The organism is Escherichia sp. F1, assembly GCF_046764225.1.
Classification (GTDB): Bacteria; Pseudomonadota; Gammaproteobacteria; order Enterobacterales; family Enterobacteriaceae; genus Escherichia; species Escherichia coli.
The window spans coordinates 1,264,667-1,282,113 of sequence record NZ_CP177202.1 but is presented as its reverse complement, the minus strand read 5'-3'; the positions used below and the strand labels follow the sequence as shown (position 1 = coordinate 1,282,113).

Below are 17,447 nucleotides of genomic sequence, written 5' to 3'. Positions count from 1 at the left end.
AGAAAAATTCTGTGACGCTTGCCAACATTTCTGATGATTAGCATTCCCTTCGCCATTTCCCTGAGCAAACTTTAGCTATTCTTATCAATTATGCTTATGGGAGATCTACAGATGATGCCTACGCTTGCTCCACCATCTGTCCTTTCGGCTCCCCAGCGCCGCTGCCAGATCTTGCTGACGCTCTTTCAGCCGGGGTTGACCGCCACCACGGCAACTTTCAGCGAGCTTAATGGTGTGGATGATGATATTGCCAGTCTTGATATCAGCGAAACAGGACGGGAGATCCTGCGCTATCATCAACTCACACTGACTACTGGTTATGACGGTAGCTACCGGGTTGAAGGTACAGTGCTTAACCAACGTTTGTGTTTATTTCACTGGCTACGACGTGGTTTCCGTCTCTGTCCGTCATTTATTACCAGCCATTTCACCCCCGCCCTGAAGAGTGAACTGAAGCGGCGCGGAATTGCGCGTAACTTTTACGACGATACCAATCTACAAGCGTTAGTGAATCTCTGCTCCCGACGGCTGCAAAAACGCTTTGAAACACGCGATATTCATTTCCTGTGTCTGTATCTGCAATATTGTTTGCTGCAACACCACGCTGGAATTACGCCTCAGTTTAATCCGCTCCAACGTCGCTGGGCGGAATCCTGCCTTGAATTTCAGGTAGCGCAGGAAATTGGACGCCACTGGCAGCGTCGGGCGCTCCAGCCTGTACCGCCTGATGAGCCACTGTTCATGGCATTACTTTTTTCCATGTTGCGGGTTCCCGATCCACTGCGGGATGCGCATCAGCGGGACAGACAACTGCGTAAGTCTATCAAACGCCTGGTAAACCATTTTCGTGAGCTGGGAAATGTTCGTTTTTATGATGAACAGGGGTTATGCGATCAGCTTTATACCCACCTCGCCCAGGCGTTAAATCGCAGTTTGTTTGCCATCGGTATTGATAACACCCTGCCGGAAGAGTTCGCCCGCCTGTACCCACGCCTGGTGCGCACCACCCGCGCGGCGCTGGCCGGATTTGAAAGTGAATACGGCGTCCATCTTTCTGATGAGGAAAGCGGTCTGGTCGCGGTGATTTTTGGTGCCTGGCTAATGCAGGAAAACGACCTGCATGAGAAACAGATTATTCTACTGACCGGGAATGATAGCGAGCGAGAAGCGCAGATTGAGCAGCAGCTACGCGAACTAACGTTACTGCCGCTCAACATTAAACATATGTCGGTAAAGGTATTTTTGCAGACAGGCGCTCCGCGCGGCGCGGCACTGATTATTGCTCCTTATACCATGCCGTTACCGCTCTTTTCACCACCGCTGATCTATACGGACCTGACGTTGACAACACATCAACAGGAGCAGATCCGCAAAATGCTCGAATCAGCATGAGGGAACAACTTTCGGGCGCAAAAACATTGCCGGAAGCGCCACCAGCGCCATCACCCAGAACACGCCGTGCCCCAGATATTGATACAGGAAACCGGCGAAAACGGTCATGATCGCAATACTGCCGCCCATCGCGACGGCAGAGTAAACCGCCTGTAAACGGATGACTTCGCTACCCTGGCGAGCGGCAATATAGCGCATGGCGGCCAGGTGGCAGACCGTGAAGGTGCCACAATGCAGAATTTGCACCACTATCAACCACGGCAACGCCGTAGTTGCTCCCATAATGCCCCAGCGCACTACGCCGCAAATCGCCGAGATCAACAGCATATCGCGTGCACTACAACGGCGGAAAAGTTTATTACTCAGCGCAAAGATAATGACTTCCGCCACCACGCCCAGCGACCACAAATAGCCCACCGCCGAGGCCGAGTAGCCAGCGGCCTGCCAGTAAATGGCGCTAAAACCGTAATAGGCCGCATGCGCCCCCTGCAATAAACAAACGCAGGCCAGAAAGCGCCAGTTCTGGCGAACCAGCGCCAACCACGCAGACCAACCGGTGCTCTCCTGCTGGCGGCTTGCCCCTTGTGGCTGAATCGTCGGACGGATGAGAAAGCCGAGCAGCATGGATGCCACGCCCAACGTCAACAGCGCGAGGATCACCCGATAATCAAACATAGTGACCAGTTTGCCCGTCAGCGCCGAGCCAATGACAAACGCCACCGAGCCCCACAGTCGCACTTTGCCGTAATCAAGCGGGAACTGCTTTTGCCACGTATTCGCCAGTGCATCGGTCAACGGTACCAGCGGTGAGAAAAAGAGGTTAAAGCCAATCATCACCAGCATCAGCCACGCTACGTGCGCCCCCGCCCAGAAGGCGACTGCAAAGAGAAGTGTCAGCAGTGCCAGCACGCGCAAGGCGGAAATCAGGCGAGAAGGATCGCTGACGCGGGGCGCGATGAGCAAACTCCCGAGAAAACGGGCAACCAGACCTGCCCCCAATAACAGGCCGATGGTTTCTGGCGTTAAGCCAATCCCCTTAAGCCAAACGCTCCAGAAAGGTAGAAAAATGCCGTAACTAAAAAAGTATGTGAAATAGCCGAGCGCCAACCAGCGCGTGGATTGCAAAACCATGAGTCCCTCCCGTCAGGAGGCGTTAGTCTGGGGTTAATCGAATGTTGGTGCAAGTTGAAAAATAAGAATATTCGAGCCTGCTTCCCGATGTCTGTAACACCAGTTCACAAGCACTAAAAAACTGCGATCCGCGACGCATGTTGCAAAAATAATGCGTAATTATGCCGTTACGCTTGCCAAACGTTCCTGCACAATGGCGATGAAATCGCGTAATGCCGGCTTCATCTCCCCTTTCTTCCACGCCATCAGTAAAGCAATAGAAGGCACATTTCCGGCAATGGGTCGAAATACCACCTGGCCGGTATTAAAATTATTCATATAACCGGGTATCAAAGTGACGCCCAGCCCCATCCCCACCAGATTCATGGTCACCAGAATATTCGTTGCCACCTGGACGATATTTGGCTGGCTGTTTTCTTGCGCAAACCACGCTTTAACGATCGGCGCAAGCGAACCGGAATACGCTGGATCAGTACTGACGAAATTAACGCCATCCAGTTGCGCGGCAGTGATCTCTTTTTCATGTGCTAAAGGGTGATCAACCGGTAACACCACCACTAATGGTTCGTCAAAAAGCTCCAGATAATCAATCTCCGGGCTATAAACAGGATGGCGCATTAAGCCGACGTCGAGTTCACCACGGCGAATTTTTTCTTCCTGTTCCGTGGTGATTAAACTCACCAGCTCAATTAAGGTATCTGGCTGTCTGAGACGAAACATCGGTAATACTTTTGGCAGTAAATTCACTTCCGCCGATGGCACAAAGCCAATGGTTAATTGTCTGTCTTCCTGAACAATTTTCCGCGCCCGTAATTTGGCATTTTCCGCTTGTTCGAGGATTGCCAGCGCGTCCTGGAGAAAACATTCTCCCGCCGCCGTCAACGCGACTTTGCGCTTATCCCTCACCAGTAACGGAACACCGACACAGTTTTCAAGATCGCGGATCTGGCTGCTTAACGAAGGCTGTGAGGTATGCAGTTTTTCCGCCGCACGGGTAAAGTTCAGTGCCTGCGCCACTGCGACGAAATAGCGTAAATGCCGTAGTTCCATCACCTTCCCCTTGTTATCGAAAAAACGTCTCAGCTGGTAGAAATTAACTATTTCACATATTAGCAACCAACCAGCAACATCCTTATGGCACAAAAATAGAAGGTCAATACATCTTATCTTTCAGGATTAAAAAATATGACCACACCCTCAGATTTGAACATTTACCAACTGATTGACACCCAAAACGGTCGGGTCACTCCGCGTATTTATACCGACCCGGACATTTACCAACTGGAGCTTGAGCGCATTTTCGGTCGTTGCTGGCTATTTCTCGCCCACGAAAGCCAGATCCCAAAACCCGGTGATTTCTTTAACACCTACATGGGAGAAGATGCGGTTGTCGTGGTGCGCCAGAAAGACGGCAGCATTAAGGCGTTTCTCAACCAATGCCGCCACCGGGCCATGCGTGTGAGTTATGCAGATTGCGGCAACACTCGCGCCTTTACCTGCCCGTATCACGGCTGGTCTTATGGCATTAACGGCGAGTTGATCGATGTACCGCTGGAACCTCGCGCCTACCCACAAAGGTTGTGTAAATCCCACTGGGGACTAAACGAAGTTCCTTGTGTGGAGAGTTATAAAGGGCTGATTTTTGGCAACTGGGATACCAGCGCACCGGGCCTGCGTGATTACCTGGGTGACATTGCCTGGTATCTGGATGGCATGCTGGATCGTCGCGAAGGCGGCACCGAAATTGTCGGCGGCGTACAAAAGTGGGTGATCAACTGCAACTGGAAATTCCCGGCAGAGCAGTTCGCCAGTGACCAGTATCATGCTCTGTTCAGCCATGCTTCTGCCGTTCAGGTATTAGGGGCGAAAGATGATGGCAGCGATAAGCGTCTCGGTGATGGACAAACCGCCCGCCCGGTGTGGGAAACCGCCAAAGATGCGCTGCAATTTGGTCAGGACGGTCACGGTAGCGGTTTCTTCTTTACTGAAAAACCGGATGCTAATGTCTGGGTCGATGGCGCGGTTTCCAGCTATTACCGCGAAACCTATGCCGAAGCAGAACAACGTTTAGGTGAAGTTCGCGCCCTGCGTCTGGCGGGTCATAACAATATATTCCCCACGCTTTCATGGCTAAACGGCACTGCCACACTCCGCGTCTGGCATCCGCGCGGCCCTGATCAAGTTGAAGTGTGGGCGTTCTGTATTACTGACAAAGCCGCCTCCGATGAAGTTAAAGCCGCTTTTGAAAACAGCGCCACTCGTGCTTTTGGTCCTGCTGGTTTTCTCGAGCAGGATGACTCGGAGAACTGGTGTGAAATCCAGAAATTGCTGAAAGGTCACCGCGCCCGCAACAGCAAACTGTGTCTGGAAATGGGGCTTGGTCAGGAAAAGCGTCGCGACGACGGCATTCCAGGCATTACTAACTATATCTTCTCAGAAACGGCCGCTCGTGGAATGTACCAACGCTGGGCCGATCTCCTGAGTAGCGAAAGCTGGCAGGAAGTGCTCGATAAAACCGCCGCTTACCAGCAGGAGGTGATGAAATGAGTGCGCAAGTTTCACTGGAGTTACATCACCGCATTAGCCAGTTTCTCTTTCACGAAGCCAGTCTGCTGGATGACTGGAAATTTCGTGACTGGCTGGCACAGCTCGACGAAGAGATTCGTTACACCATGCGCACCACGGTTAACGCGCAAACACGCGACCGCCGCAAAGGCGTCCAGCCACCAACGACCTGGATTTTTAATGACACTAAAGACCAGCTGGAGCGGCGAATCGCCCGTCTGGAAACGGGCATGGCCTGGGCAGAAGAGCCGCCGTCACGCACTCGTCACTTAATCAGCAACTGCCAGGTAAGCGAAACCGACATCCCAAACGTATTTGCCGTGAGGGTGAATTATCTGCTTTATCGGGCACAAAAAGAGCGCGATGAAACGTTCTATGTCGGGACTCGTTTTGACAAAGTTCGCCGTCTGGAAGATGACAACTGGCGCTTGCTGGAACGGGATATCGTCCTGGATCAAACGGTGATCACTTCCCATAACCTGAGTGTACTGTTCTGATGAATCGAATTTATGCGTGTCCCGTTGCGGATGTGCCGGAGGGTGAGGCTCTCCGGATCGATACCTCGCCCGTCATCGCCCTGTTCAACGTTGGCGGCGAGTTTTATGCCATTAACGATCGTTGCAGCCATGGTAATGCGTCGATGTCAGAAGGGTATCTGGAAGATGACGCCACGGTGGAGTGCCCGCTGCACGCCGCCAGTTTTTGCCTGAAAACGGGGAAAGCATTATGCCTGCCCGCCACCGATCCGCTAACCACTTATCCAGTACACGTTGAAGGTGGTGACATCTTCATCGACTTACCGGAGGCGCAGCCATGAGCGATCTGCATAACGAGTCCATCTTTATTACCGGCGGCGGATCGGGATTAGGCCTGGCGCTGGTCGAGAGATTTATCGAAGAAGGCGCGCAGGTTGCCACGCTGGAACTGTCGGCGGCGAAAGTCGCCAGTCTGCGTCAGCGATTTGGTGAATATATTCTGGCGGTGGAAGGCAACGTGACCTGTTATGCCGATTATCAACGCGCGGTTGATCAGATCCTGACTCGTTCTGGCAAGTTGGATTGTTTTATCGGCAATGCGGGCATCTGGGATCACAATGCCTCACTGGTTAATACTCCCGCAGAGACGCTCGAAACCGGCTTCCACGAGCTGTTTAATGTCAACGTACTCGGTTACCTGCTGGGCGCAAAAGCCTGCGCTCCGGCGTTAATCGCCAGTGAAGGCAGCATGATTTTCACACTGTCAAATGCCGCCTGGTATCCCGGCGGCGGTGGCCCGCTGTACACCGCCAGTAAACATGCCGCAACCGGACTTATTCGCCAACTGGCTTATGAACTGGCACCGAAAGTGCGGGTGAATGGCGTCGGCCCGTGTGGTATGGCCAGCGACCTGCGCGGCCCACAGGCGCTCGGGCAAAGTGAAACCTCGATAATGCAGTCTCTGACGCCGGAGAAAATTGCCGCCATTTTACCGCTGCAATTTTTCCCGCAACCGGCGGATTTTACGGGTCCGTATGTGATGTTGGCATCGCGGCGCAATAATCGCGCATTAAGCGGTGTGATGATCAACGCTGATGCGGGTTTAGCGATTCGCGGCATTCGCCACGTAGCGGCTGGGCTGGATCTTTAAGGAAGTACGATGAAAGAAAAAACGATCATTATTGTCGGTGGCGGGCAAGCGGCGGCAATGGCTGCGGCCTTGCTACGCCAGCAAGGGTTCAGCGGTGAGCTGCATCTGTTTTCCGATGAGCAACATCTTCCTTATGAACGCCCCCCGCTCTCGAAATCCATGTTGCTGGAAGATTCCCCACAGTTGCAGTCTGTGTTACCCGCTCACTGGTGGCAGGAAAACAATGTTCATCTGCATTCCGGTGTAACCATCAAAACATTGGGCCGCGACACACAAGAGTTAGTGTTAGCTAACGGCGAAAGCTGGCACTGGGATCAGCTTTTTATAGCAACCGGCGCGGCAGCTCGACCGCTGCCGTTGCTTGATGCACTGGGAGAACGCTGCTTTACCCTGCGCCATGCCGGTGATGCCGCCAGACTGCGAGAAGTTCTGCAGCCCGAACGGTCAGTCGTGATTGTCGGTGCCGGAACTATTGGTCTGGAACTGGCTGCCAGCGCCACGCAGCGCGGATGTAAGGTGACAGTGATTGAACTGGCGGCAACCGTCATGGGCCGTAATGCACCACCGCCCGTGCAACGCTATCTTTTACAGCGCCATCAGCAGGCTGGTGTGCGCATTCTGCTCAATAATGCCATTGAACATGTGGTCGATGGTGAAAAAGTAGAACTGACGCTGCAAAGTGGCGAAACGCTTCGGGCCGATGTGGTGATTTACGGTATTGGTATCAGCGCCAACGACCAACTGGCTCGCGAGGCCAACCTTGATACTGCCAATGGCATTGTCATTGATGAGGCTTGCCGCACCTGCGATCCCGCGATCTTTGCCGGTGGCGATGTGGCAATCACCCGTCTTGATAATGGTGCACTACACCGCTGCGAAAGCTGGGAAAACGCCAATAACCAGGCGCAAATTGCCGCTGCCGCAATGTTGGGGCTACCGCTTCCGCGACTGCCGCCGCCGTGGTTCTGGAGCGATCAGTACAGTGATAACTTACAGTTTATTGGCGATATGCATGGCGATGACTGGATTTGTCGTGGCAACCCGGAAACTCAGAAGGCGATTTGGTTTAATCTGCAAAACGGCGTGCTTATCGGTGCGGTAACGCTGAATCAGGGGCGTGAGATTCGCTTAATCCGCAAATGGATCCAGAGCGGCAAAACGTTTGATGCGAAACTGCTGATAGATGAGGACATCGCGCTTAAATCACTGTAACCAGGATAATTAGCGAATATCTCAATGCCTGGGGCGTGGCGAGGTGCAAGAGTGTGTATTACGTTTAAATCACATTATCTTGCAAAGGGATTGGTTATGAACACACTACGTTATTTTGATTTTGGAGCTGCACGCCCCGTTTTGTTATTAATTGCCCGTATCGCCGTGGTCTTAATTTTCATTATTTTTGGTTTTCCCAAAATGATGGGTTTTGACGGTACGGTCCAATATATGGCCTCGCTGGGCGCGCCAATGCCGATGCTGGCAGCGATTATTGCGGTAGTTATGGAAGTGCCCGCCGCGATATTAATCGTGCTTGGCTTTTTCACCCGTCCGCTGGCGGTGCTGTTTATTTTCTACACGCTGGGTACAGCGGTAATTGGTCACCATTACTGGGATATGACCGGCGATGCGGTTGGGCCAAATATGATTAATTTCTGGAAGAATGTCAGTATCGCTGGCGCATTCCTGCTGTTGGCAATTACCGGGCCGGGGGCAATTTCTCTCGATCGGCGTTAGGAAAGATGCCGGATGCGGCGTGAACGCCTTATCCGGCATTTTATAAATTACAGCAACGCAACCCGCAACGACATCTCTGAAGTTGTTGATTCCCCTGGTGCAAGCGCAATGAGATCACCCCCTTCCGGGCGATGATGGTCATCCGGCGCATGGCTCATCGGTTCCAGACAGAAGAAATCAAACGCATATCCTTTATCAAACGCCGGGTCGGAAACAAAGATGAAATAACATGGTGCAGGTGGCGTCGTTTCCATGATGATGGCATAACCCTCCTGCGGCTGCTCGATGCGGGCCTGACCATTCCATCCGGCAAAGCCATTGTTCACCCACTGGTGCGGCAACGGCGCGAGCTGGTTGAAATCCAGCTCCTGCGGTAGCTGCTCGCAAAACTCACCCGCCAGCCACTGCTCCCGCTCCAGCCAGTAACCGCTCGCCTGCGCCTGAATCCGCGTTTGTGGTGACAACGGAAAATAAGGATGCCAGCCGGTACCAAATGGCAGCGCCTCTGCCCCTTGATTGGTGACAGAGAGTGTCACCGTCAGCGTATCCGCCGTTAAATGAAACGCCTGACTTACCCGATAGTGATAAACACCGCTGCGATGTTCATACACCAGACACAAGCTATCTTCGCTGCGCGAGACACATTGCCACTGCCCCAGCCAGCCGTCGCCGTGCAGATAGTGCGCATCCCACTCAACATTCGGTTGCAGTTGATACTCACGCCCCTGCCAGACAAAACGATTGCCGCTCACCCGGTTTGCAAACGGCACCAGCGGAAAACAAGAGGCATCGGTTGCCACACCGCTTTTTTTACCGGGACGTAAGAGCGGCGTCGCGTCACGCCAGAAGCCTTCGATGACGCCGCCCCGGTCAGAAACGTCCAGCTTTAGCGGCCCGTGAGATAAGGTATAGATGGTCATCCGCTGACTCCTTAATCCGGGAAGTTAATCACAACTTTCCCGCATTTACCGCTCGCCATCAGCGCATAGGCATCTCCTGCCTGTTCCAGTGAGAAGCGATGGGTAATGGCATTACGCGGCCACAGTTTCCAGTCCGTTAAATCGTGGGCGCATTTTTCCATATGGAATAGACTGGTCACCCAGGAGCCAATAATCCGCCGTTGATGATGCATCAGATCAGCGCTAACCTCGAACTCCACTTTTCCGGTTTCCCCGATGTAAACCACCCGTCCCCAGTCAGCAGTGGATTGCAACGCCAGTAAGCGACCTGCGGCATTACCGGAACAATCGAGCGCAACATCCGCGCCACCGTGGGTGAGTTCGGCGATAATCTGCGGCAGACCTTCGGTGGTTGCTAAATAGCCGTGATCCATCACCCCTAACTGTTTCGCCATCGCCAGACGTTCCGGCAGCATATCAACGCCGATGATCCTTTTTGCACCGCGACCTTTCGCCAGCATCATCGCCATCATGCCGACCGGCCCCAGACCGACCACCAGCACGTTATCACTGCCGGAAACTTCGCCGCGCAAAATCCCTTCATACGCTGTACCAACGCCGCAACTGATAAACGCACCATCTTCATAGCTCAGCGCGTCCGGGAGCAGGATCAGATCTTTTTCTTCCGCCAGCAGGTATTCAGCATGGCCGCCGTCACGCTGCCAGCCGTAAGCCGCTTTTCCTTTGCCAGTACAAGAAATAGGAAAACCGCGGCGGCAGTTCGGGCAAAAACCACAGCCAGAAATGTGATACACCAGCACGCGGTCGCCCTCTTTAAAATGGCGGCAGCCTTGCCCCATCGCCACAATTTGCCCGCACGGTTCATGACCGTTGATAAATCCCTGGTATAACGGTTTATCGGGTGCCGCCGCCGTAGCACGGTGCTGGTGGTAGATATAGTGGACATCGCTTCCGCAAATCCCGGAGGATTTCATTTTGATCAGTACCTGGTTAATCCCCGGCGTCGGCACCGCAACTTCCCGCAGATCGACGGTCGAATTTCCTGGTAAATAAGCTGCCAGCATCGTTTTCATAAATCCCTCATTAACAATACGATTAATTTTCATCCCTGCCGCACCCGCGCCAGGGGCGTTTAGGTTTAGCGTTTCGCTTTACTGCTTCGCTGAGTCAGCAAGATATTCGCCAGCACCGCCACCACGATGATGACGCCGCGCACCACCTGCTGGAAAAAGGAGTTAATCCCGAGCAGCACCAGACCGTTACCGATTAGCGTAATCACCAGTACGCCAAGCAGCGTACCGAACAACGAGCCGCGACCACCGGAAAGCGCCGTACCGCCAACCACGACCGCGGCGATGACGTCAAACTCCAGACCGTTTGCGGCACCTGCGTTACCGGAACCGAGGCGCGCCGCCAACAAAATGCCGGTCACCGCCGCTAATAATCCCGAAAGGGTAAAGATAAGAATGCGTACCCGACGAACGTTAATACCGCACAACTGCGCCGCCGTGGCATTACCGCCAACGGCAAAAACCGAGCGCCCGAAGGCGGTTTTGCGGCTGATGAACACAAACAGCGCAAACAACACCATCATGATCAGCGCGGATACCGGCACACCGAGAAATTGTCCCCCCAACCAGTCCAACACTTCGTTTTCGTCAATCGGCACTGGCAAGGCGTTCGTCATAAATAGCCCCATTCCGCGCAGGGCGCTCCACAGCCCCAGCGTGGCCACGAAACTTGGCACGTTAAACACGCCGCGCAGCACCCCGGCGAGCGTTCCCATCAGCGCGCCTAACAGCAACACCAGCAGACAAGCAATCGCCAGCGGAACTTCAAATTGCAGCAAAAATGCCAGGCACACCGAGACAAAAGCCACCATCGGCCCAACGCTGACATCAATTTCACCGGAGATAATAATCAGCGTCATCGCCCAGGCGGCGATCCCGATGGTGGCGGCATCGCGCAGCACGTTCATCTGGTTATTCAATGAGATAAAACCCGGCGCGTTCAGAGAGAAGACCAGATAAAGAATGGCGATCACCACCAGCAAACCGATCTCATTAATATGGCGACTGACAAATTTTTTGAGCGAGACGCTCTTGCCCTGCGGCAATGGTAATGACGAAGCAGACATCTTCAGGTTCCTCGGTAAAATTCATCAGTGCACAGACAGAATGGCGGACATCAGCTCATCCACATTGACCGGCGAGTGAAACTCCTGCGAGAACGTACCGTGCTGTAATAACAGGATGCGGTCACACACCAGCGGCAACTCCTCCACTTCACTGGAGATAAACACCACGCTTTTTCCTTCGGCAGCCAGCTCGCGGACAATACGGTAAATCTGCTGTTTGGCTTCGATATCGACGCCACGCGTTGGCTCGTCGAGCAACAAAATCTGGCTGGCGGCATAGACCCAACGACCGATCACCACTTTTTGCTGATTGCCGCCAGAAAGCGTGCCGATGGGCGTTTCGCTACTGGCGGCCTTGACCGTCATCCGCTGCATCACCTCTTCGGTCAGGCGGCGGATGGTGGACCATTGCAGCACACCGTTGGCGCTGATTTTTTGCCGATTGGTCAGCACTGTATTTTCGTCAACGCCCAGCCAGGGAATGATCCCCGCTTCTTTGCGGTTTTCTGGCGTATAGCCAATGCCGCGTTTCAGCATGTCGCCGTAATCGGGGCGCGTGATTTTCTCGCCGTTGATAACAATTTCGCCCTGTTCATACGTCTCCAGCCCAACTATGGCTTTCAACAATTCACTGCGCCCTGCCCCCAGCAGGCCAGCAATGCCGAGTACTTCGCCACGACGGAGCGTAAAGCTGATATCCTCCAGCTTGGGCTTATGGCATAACGCACGGACTTCCAGCACGGCCTGATCGACAATTTCCTGAGGGGAAACCGGCGCAATATCAACGTGATCGCGCCCGAGCATTAGCGACACAATATGATGCGTGGAGGTGTTTTCGAGCATCACATCGCCCGCCACCTGACCATCGCGCATAACGGTGGCACAGGAGGCAATGCGGCGAATTTCTTCCATCCGGTGGCTGACATAAATCACCGCCACGCCCAGTGCCGACATCTTTTTAACCGCGCTGATCACCAGTTCAACTTCCGCACTGGCAAGCGAACTGGTAGGTTCATCAAGAATGACCACGCGCGGCTCGCCTTTCATCACCCGCGCAATTTCCACCAGCTGCTTTTGCGCCGGGCTTAGTGTTGAAACAAGTTGTTCAGGACTAACGTCAACGCCCAGCGCCAGTAAGCAACGTTGGGCATCCTGCGCCATTTGCGGGTAATCAATCATGCCGTTGCGGCGGGGCCATTGACCGAGGCAGAGGTTTTCCGCCACCGTCAGCCCTTCCACCAGACTTAACTCCTGATAAACCGCGCGTACCCCCAGTTCAGCGGCACGGCGAGTCAACGTAGCTTCGTCACCTTCCAGTCGCGTCTCGCCAATCCAGATATCACCGCTATCCGGACGTTCGCTACCGGTAAGCATTCGAATGAGGGTCGATTTGCCCGCGCCGTTTTTGCCTAACAGCGCACGAACTTCGCCTTTATTGAGCGTGAAGTTAACGTTATCCAACGCAACGACGCCGGGATAACGCTTATTTCCTGCCACCACTTTTGCTACCGGGACTGCCTCTGTTGCCGTGAACATAGGGACCTCTGCGAATCAGCGATTAGGGCAGACCATCAACGTGCGTTGCCAGCCACTGTTTACCGTCTTCCGTTTTGGTATAGAGATCGATAGGCACCTGAATCACTTTTTCACCGTCGGCTTGTTTATTGATAACCTTCAAAGTTTGCGCGAAAACAGCATTGCCCATTTTCTTACCGGAAATATCCACCACCGCTTTCAGCACCTGATTGTTTTCCAGCTCCTGAGCAATTTCAGTGGTCATATCCGAACCGAAAACAGCAATTTTTCCGGCCTGATTTTGATTACGTACCGCTTTTACCGCGCCGAGTGTCGCACCGCCCGATTCCCCCATAATGGCGTTGAGATCCGGCGTGGAGATAATTAGTTTTTCACCAACGGAAATCGCTTTATCTAAAACAGTCCCTTCCTGATTAGCGACTATTTGCGCGCCGGGAACGCGGGATTTTAATACTTCTTCAAATCCTTTACGTCGCTGCACACAAACTTCAAAGGCTTCGCAATTGATGACGGCAATTTTCGGCTGGTCAATTATATTGGCAATAAAATAATCGGCGGCAGCGTTACCCAGTTTTTTACCAAATTCCAGCGGATCGCCGACCAGATACGCCGAGACATATTTATCGACACCTTTTTGATTAATACAGGTGTTGTAGCAAATCACCGGAATACCCGCTTCACTGGCGCGACGAACGGTACGACTACTGCCATTTTCAGACACTGCCGATAAAATAATGGCATCGACATTACGCGCCACGAGGGTATCAACAAAGGTACTTTCTTTCGAAATATCACCCTGGGCGTTAGTTTCAATTAACTGTACCTGTACTGAAGAATCTTTTGCCGCATCCTGAACGCCCTGACGCACGCCAGCGTAATATCCCTGAGTATCAAGGTATATTGCGCCAATGGTCATTTCTTTATCCGCAGCTCTGGCAAATAGTGCGCTACCTAATAGCGTAGCCATTAATAATAGATTACGGGTTGTTCTCATTTTTTTAGGCATAGTGCCTCCTGTAGGGTTTTTATTTACAACGGCTTATTTTAATTATTTGAGCGTGAGCGGCAGCGCGTGCCGCTCAAATATTACAGTTAATAAGGTTTAGTGAACGCGGTTAAAAATAAAAGGCATCACGGTGGTGAATAATGCTGCTTTCGGCCAGGCCGGATTAATCGCCGTCAATTCAGCGCGAGCAGATTCATATTGCGCAACCTCCCCGAGTCCCGCGGCCGCCAGCATCGCCACCATCAGGCATTTTTCTTTATGCTGCTGTTGTAAATCGCCATACAGCGACAACAGGTCAGGCTGCGAGACGGCAAAGAAATCCGCTTCGATACTGGTTTTCGCCATCTCTTGTGCCCACTGTTTCATTTCACTAAACAGTTGCTGTGCAGTTTGTTGTTCGCCCAGCAGTCGCAGCGCCATTCCTTGCCAGAAGAGATAATCAACCGGCTGATCGTTGTAATAACTGTGGATGTTAATGGTGCGATCGCCGGTCGCCGCCAGACGTAAACAACGCGTCGCTTCAGTTTCATCGCCCTGCGCGTTAGCGCATATTGCCAGCCAGAACCAGATGTCGTTATCAGTTTGCCCCGGTAAACGGCCTTCGCTTAAATTCTCCGGATAATGCAGCGCGGCATGAAGCAGTTCGCTGGCCTGCTGCGGCTCTCTGGCATCAAGATGCTGCCAGGCGCGTAATAACTGGTTGAGGATAAACTGACTGGTGATCTTCCCTTCCCCGCCTTCCCACGGGTGGAATTTGCGCGTGGCGAGAATGTCCGCCGCTTTGTCTGCCTGACCCGTGAGATGCCACAAATTGAGCAGTTCTGCGGTCATGTCGTCGCGTTTCAGCGCAATTTCCAGATTATTTTCCAGACGCGCCAGTCGTTTCTTCGGTGTGGCTCCACTTAACTTATCAAGCAAATCCCGTTCGAAAAGCAGACGTGCATCCTGCGGCGCAAGCTGATAAGCATTATCAAGATAACGCGCGGCCAGCTCATAATCGTGTTGCTTATTCCACGCATGGATCGCTAACCCGCGCCAGCCGTCGGCAAACTCCGGCGACATCTCTACGCAACGTTGCCATAAAGTAATGGCTTTGTTGTAGCTGCGCTTGTTGTAGTAGAAGCAGGCCAGTAAATGACGGGCAAACCAGCACTCTTCAATACTCTCCAGCGCCGCCACTTCTTCCAGCGTATTCGGGAAACGGACAAACTGTGGGAAGACATCAATGGCTTTTGTGACCAGTTCGCCGCGTTCAGCTTTCGGCAGCAAGCTGGCTTGCAAGTAAAGCGGCAGCGTGCGCTGGCAGTCCAGTGCGTTCAGCATCTCTGCCGCCAGGGTGGGCATTCCCCAGTTAATCAGTTGCCCGGCGGTCATCAGGGCGTTAACGTCGCGTCCCTGACACAGACCGCGCCACTGCGCGAGGGCTGATTCGCTACGACCATCGAACCAGTTCAGCCACCACAGAGTGGCGTTCAGCGGATAATCACGCAGCAGTTTCTCGCGCTGCAAACGCGCGTTGTCCTGACGACCACTTAACACCAGCAGCAGATTATGCAGGCAAAGCACTTCCTGATTGGTTGGGCAGGCGCGAAGACTTTGTTGGCAAAAATCCAGACCAGCGTCGAAGTTACCATTACGCGCCGCCAGCCGTGCCAGACCATAATAGCCACCTGCTTTACTGTTGCCGCTCCAGACCGCCCGCCAGAAATCCTCTTCGGCTTGTTGATATTGCCCCTGACGTTCGTAAGCACTGGCGCGAATCAAACTCGCCTGTCCGCACTGCGGATTTTTGTTCAGCGCATGTGCGCGTTTCAGCGCCTGAGTGGCATACGCCACCGCTTGCGGGAAATCTGCGCGGTTATATTCCAGCATCGCCAGCGCCAGGTTACAGCGATAATCCAGCGGATCCAGCGCCACGCCGCGCAGGTAGTAATCGAACGGTGAACGGCTGGCGTGATGATATTGCTCCAGATGCTGACCGATAAACCAGGCTTCATCTGTACTGGTAATGTCTTGTGCTGCCAGTGGCGCTTTGGCGACGTCCGGCAACGGCAACTCTTGCGGCTGATGTTCCTGATAACACAGAACGATATTGCCGTCGGCATCGGAGAGTTCAATGGTCAGTCTGTCAGGATTGATACCGTGCAACACGCCCTGGATGGCGGTCGCTGGTGTCAGGGCCACGGCATCATCGAGCAACGCGTTGCATTTGCCGATTTCGCGGATCGCCAGACGGTATCCTTTCAACGGAGAGATGGCATACAGCCCCCACTCAATCCCCCGCTCACTACGCTGGAGTTTTATCACCGCATCGCGGGAGGCATTTTGCACCATGCCCAGAGAATGATAAGGCAGGAAATACTGCTCGAAACGCTTCTCTTCGTAAGCATCAAGCCAGGTAAAATCAGGCTGGTTATCGGCAAAAATACCGGTCATCAGTTCGATATACGGGCCGTTATTGTCGGTCAGACTCTTATCCCACGCCTGGCCAAATTCACTGTGTCCCCAACTCCACTGTTTTTTACCTGGCGCAATATGGTGGTTGGCAACGTGCAGCAAACCGCCATCTTCATCGTGACACCACGCGCCAACAAAATCGTACTGTGATTTTTCAGCCATATATGAGGTTGGAACGGGCACATTTTTATAGCGAGAAATGTCCACTCCAGAGGAGTAGTCCACTTTGTAGTAAGTGCCGGTGGCGATGGGGAAAGCGGAGACGGCCCGTTTGCCGTGATCAAACACCGCCGTTACATCCGGCGGGAAGACGCTCTGATGCCCTTCACCCCCTTTCACTGCCGGGTTGGCCCACCACAAGAAATGACGCGGCGTGGCGTTGCCGTTATAGACGCGGCTGGCGATTTCCAGGGCCGCCCGGTCAGGGCGCAGGGTGAAACCTGTCATCACCTGTAAACCATGCATCGGCTCCGTTTCGCCTACCCACACCGTCTGTGCGCCATCTTCATGGGCTTCGAGGGTGAAATCGACGGGCATAAAGGTGGTCGGGCGATGGTGTTGCGGCCAATTAAACTCAATCCCGCCGGAGATCCACGGCCCCAGCAGCCCCACCAGCGCCGGTTTAATGACTTCATTATGATAGACAAAATCGCGCTGTTTCACTTTATCCCATGCGCGATGCACCCGACCGCCCAGTTCCGGCAGGATCATCACTTTGATGTAGTCGTTTTCCAGCCACACCGCCTGCCAGGATTTCAGGGTTTTCTGCTCGCTCAGCGTATCGGTCACGCCGTAGGGATAAACCGCGCCGGACGATCCCTGATAAACGCGATTTTCCAGGAACATGGGATGTATATCCTGCGGCCCGGTTTCATAGGTCGGGATCTCAACGCGCTCTTGCCACACTTTTACTGGAGTCATGGTGCCCTCAATATTAACAAGACAT

General features: G+C 53.4%; 15 protein-coding genes. 7 read left to right on the top strand and 8 right to left on the bottom strand.

Features of this window, described 5'->3' with window-relative positions:
• Positions 1-111: 111 nt before the first annotated feature.
• Complete coding sequence (gene csiE / locus ACK8NJ_RS06140; protein WP_000983019.1) at positions 112-1,392, top strand: stationary phase inducible protein CsiE; 1,281 nt, start codon at positions 112-114, stop codon at positions 1,390-1,392.
• On the opposite strand, the gene ACK8NJ_RS06135 is transcribed toward csiE, so the two are convergent.
• Positions 1,384-2,523: a 3-phenylpropionate MFS transporter gene (locus ACK8NJ_RS06135; RefSeq protein WP_000244193.1), complete on the bottom strand. Its 1,140-nt coding sequence runs from the start codon at positions 2,521-2,523 to the stop codon at positions 1,384-1,386. The genes csiE and ACK8NJ_RS06135 overlap by 9 nt on opposite strands.
• Positions 2,524-2,682: 159 nt before the next feature.
• Complete coding sequence (gene hcaR / locus ACK8NJ_RS06130; RefSeq protein WP_000423251.1) at positions 2,683-3,573, bottom strand: DNA-binding transcriptional regulator HcaR; 891 nt, start codon at positions 3,571-3,573, stop codon at positions 2,683-2,685.
• Between the two features lie 135 nt (positions 3,574-3,708).
• Between hcaR and hcaE the strand changes: the two genes are divergently transcribed.
• From hcaE to ACK8NJ_RS06100, 6 genes are all read left to right on the top strand, one after another.
• On the top strand, positions 3,709-5,070 hold the full coding sequence (gene hcaE / locus ACK8NJ_RS06125; protein ID WP_411962252.1) for a 3-phenylpropionate/cinnamic acid dioxygenase subunit alpha: 1,362 nt from the start codon (positions 3,709-3,711) through the stop codon (positions 5,068-5,070).
• A complete protein-coding gene (hcaF, locus tag ACK8NJ_RS06120) occupies positions 5,067-5,585 on the top strand; it encodes a 3-phenylpropionate/cinnamic acid dioxygenase subunit beta (RefSeq protein WP_411962251.1) in 519 nt (172 codons plus the stop codon). Before hcaE ends, hcaF begins: the two co-directional genes overlap by 4 nt.
• Positions 5,585-5,905, top strand: coding sequence for a bifunctional 3-phenylpropionate/cinnamic acid dioxygenase ferredoxin subunit (locus tag ACK8NJ_RS06115; RefSeq protein ID WP_001080102.1), 321 nt, complete (start codon positions 5,585-5,587; stop codon positions 5,903-5,905). The genes hcaF and ACK8NJ_RS06115 overlap by 1 nt, the downstream gene beginning before the upstream one ends.
• A complete protein-coding gene (gene hcaB / locus ACK8NJ_RS06110; RefSeq protein WP_072648344.1) occupies positions 5,902-6,714 on the top strand; it encodes a 3-phenylpropionate-dihydrodiol/cinnamic acid-dihydrodiol dehydrogenase in 813 nt (270 codons plus the stop codon). The genes ACK8NJ_RS06115 and hcaB overlap by 4 nt, the downstream gene beginning before the upstream one ends.
• Before the next feature lie 9 nt (positions 6,715-6,723).
• On the top strand, positions 6,724-7,926 hold the full coding sequence (hcaD, locus tag ACK8NJ_RS06105; protein ID WP_411962249.1) for a phenylpropionate dioxygenase ferredoxin reductase subunit: 1,203 nt from the start codon (positions 6,724-6,726) through the stop codon (positions 7,924-7,926).
• A gap of 96 nt (positions 7,927-8,022) precedes the next feature.
• Complete coding sequence (locus ACK8NJ_RS06100) at positions 8,023-8,445, top strand: DoxX family protein (protein ID WP_001094726.1); 423 nt, start codon at positions 8,023-8,025, stop codon at positions 8,443-8,445.
• Between the two features lie 47 nt (positions 8,446-8,492).
• Here the strand turns inward: ACK8NJ_RS06100 and ACK8NJ_RS06095 are convergent, their stop codons facing one another.
• The 6 genes from ACK8NJ_RS06095 to ACK8NJ_RS06070 all read right to left on the bottom strand — a co-directional run bounded on the left by ACK8NJ_RS06095 (position 8,493) and on the right by ACK8NJ_RS06070 (position 17,422).
• Positions 8,493-9,365, bottom strand: coding sequence for an aldose 1-epimerase (locus tag ACK8NJ_RS06095; RefSeq protein WP_411962246.1), 873 nt, complete (start codon positions 9,363-9,365; stop codon positions 8,493-8,495).
• A gap of 11 nt (positions 9,366-9,376) precedes the next feature.
• Entirely contained in the window at positions 9,377-10,471 is a 1,095-nt protein-coding gene (locus tag ACK8NJ_RS06090; protein WP_000700809.1) for a zinc-dependent alcohol dehydrogenase family protein, read from the bottom strand.
• 32 nt (positions 10,472-10,503) lie between these two features.
• Positions 10,504-11,502 (bottom strand): ABC transporter permease, encoded by a 999-nt coding sequence (locus tag ACK8NJ_RS06085; protein WP_407228031.1) that lies wholly within the window; start codon positions 11,500-11,502, stop codon positions 10,504-10,506.
• A gap of 24 nt (positions 11,503-11,526) precedes the next feature.
• On the bottom strand, positions 11,527-13,038 hold the full coding sequence (locus ACK8NJ_RS06080; RefSeq protein WP_089704441.1) for a sugar ABC transporter ATP-binding protein: 1,512 nt from the start codon (positions 13,036-13,038) through the stop codon (positions 11,527-11,529).
• 22 nt (positions 13,039-13,060) lie between these two features.
• Entirely contained in the window at positions 13,061-14,044 is a 984-nt protein-coding gene (locus ACK8NJ_RS06075) for a substrate-binding domain-containing protein (RefSeq protein ID WP_284091577.1), read from the bottom strand.
• A 96-nt stretch (positions 14,045-14,140) separates the two neighbouring features.
• Complete coding sequence (locus ACK8NJ_RS06070; RefSeq protein ID WP_407228030.1) at positions 14,141-17,422, bottom strand: DUF5107 domain-containing protein; 3,282 nt, start codon at positions 17,420-17,422, stop codon at positions 14,141-14,143.
• Positions 17,423-17,447 lie beyond the last annotated feature (25 nt).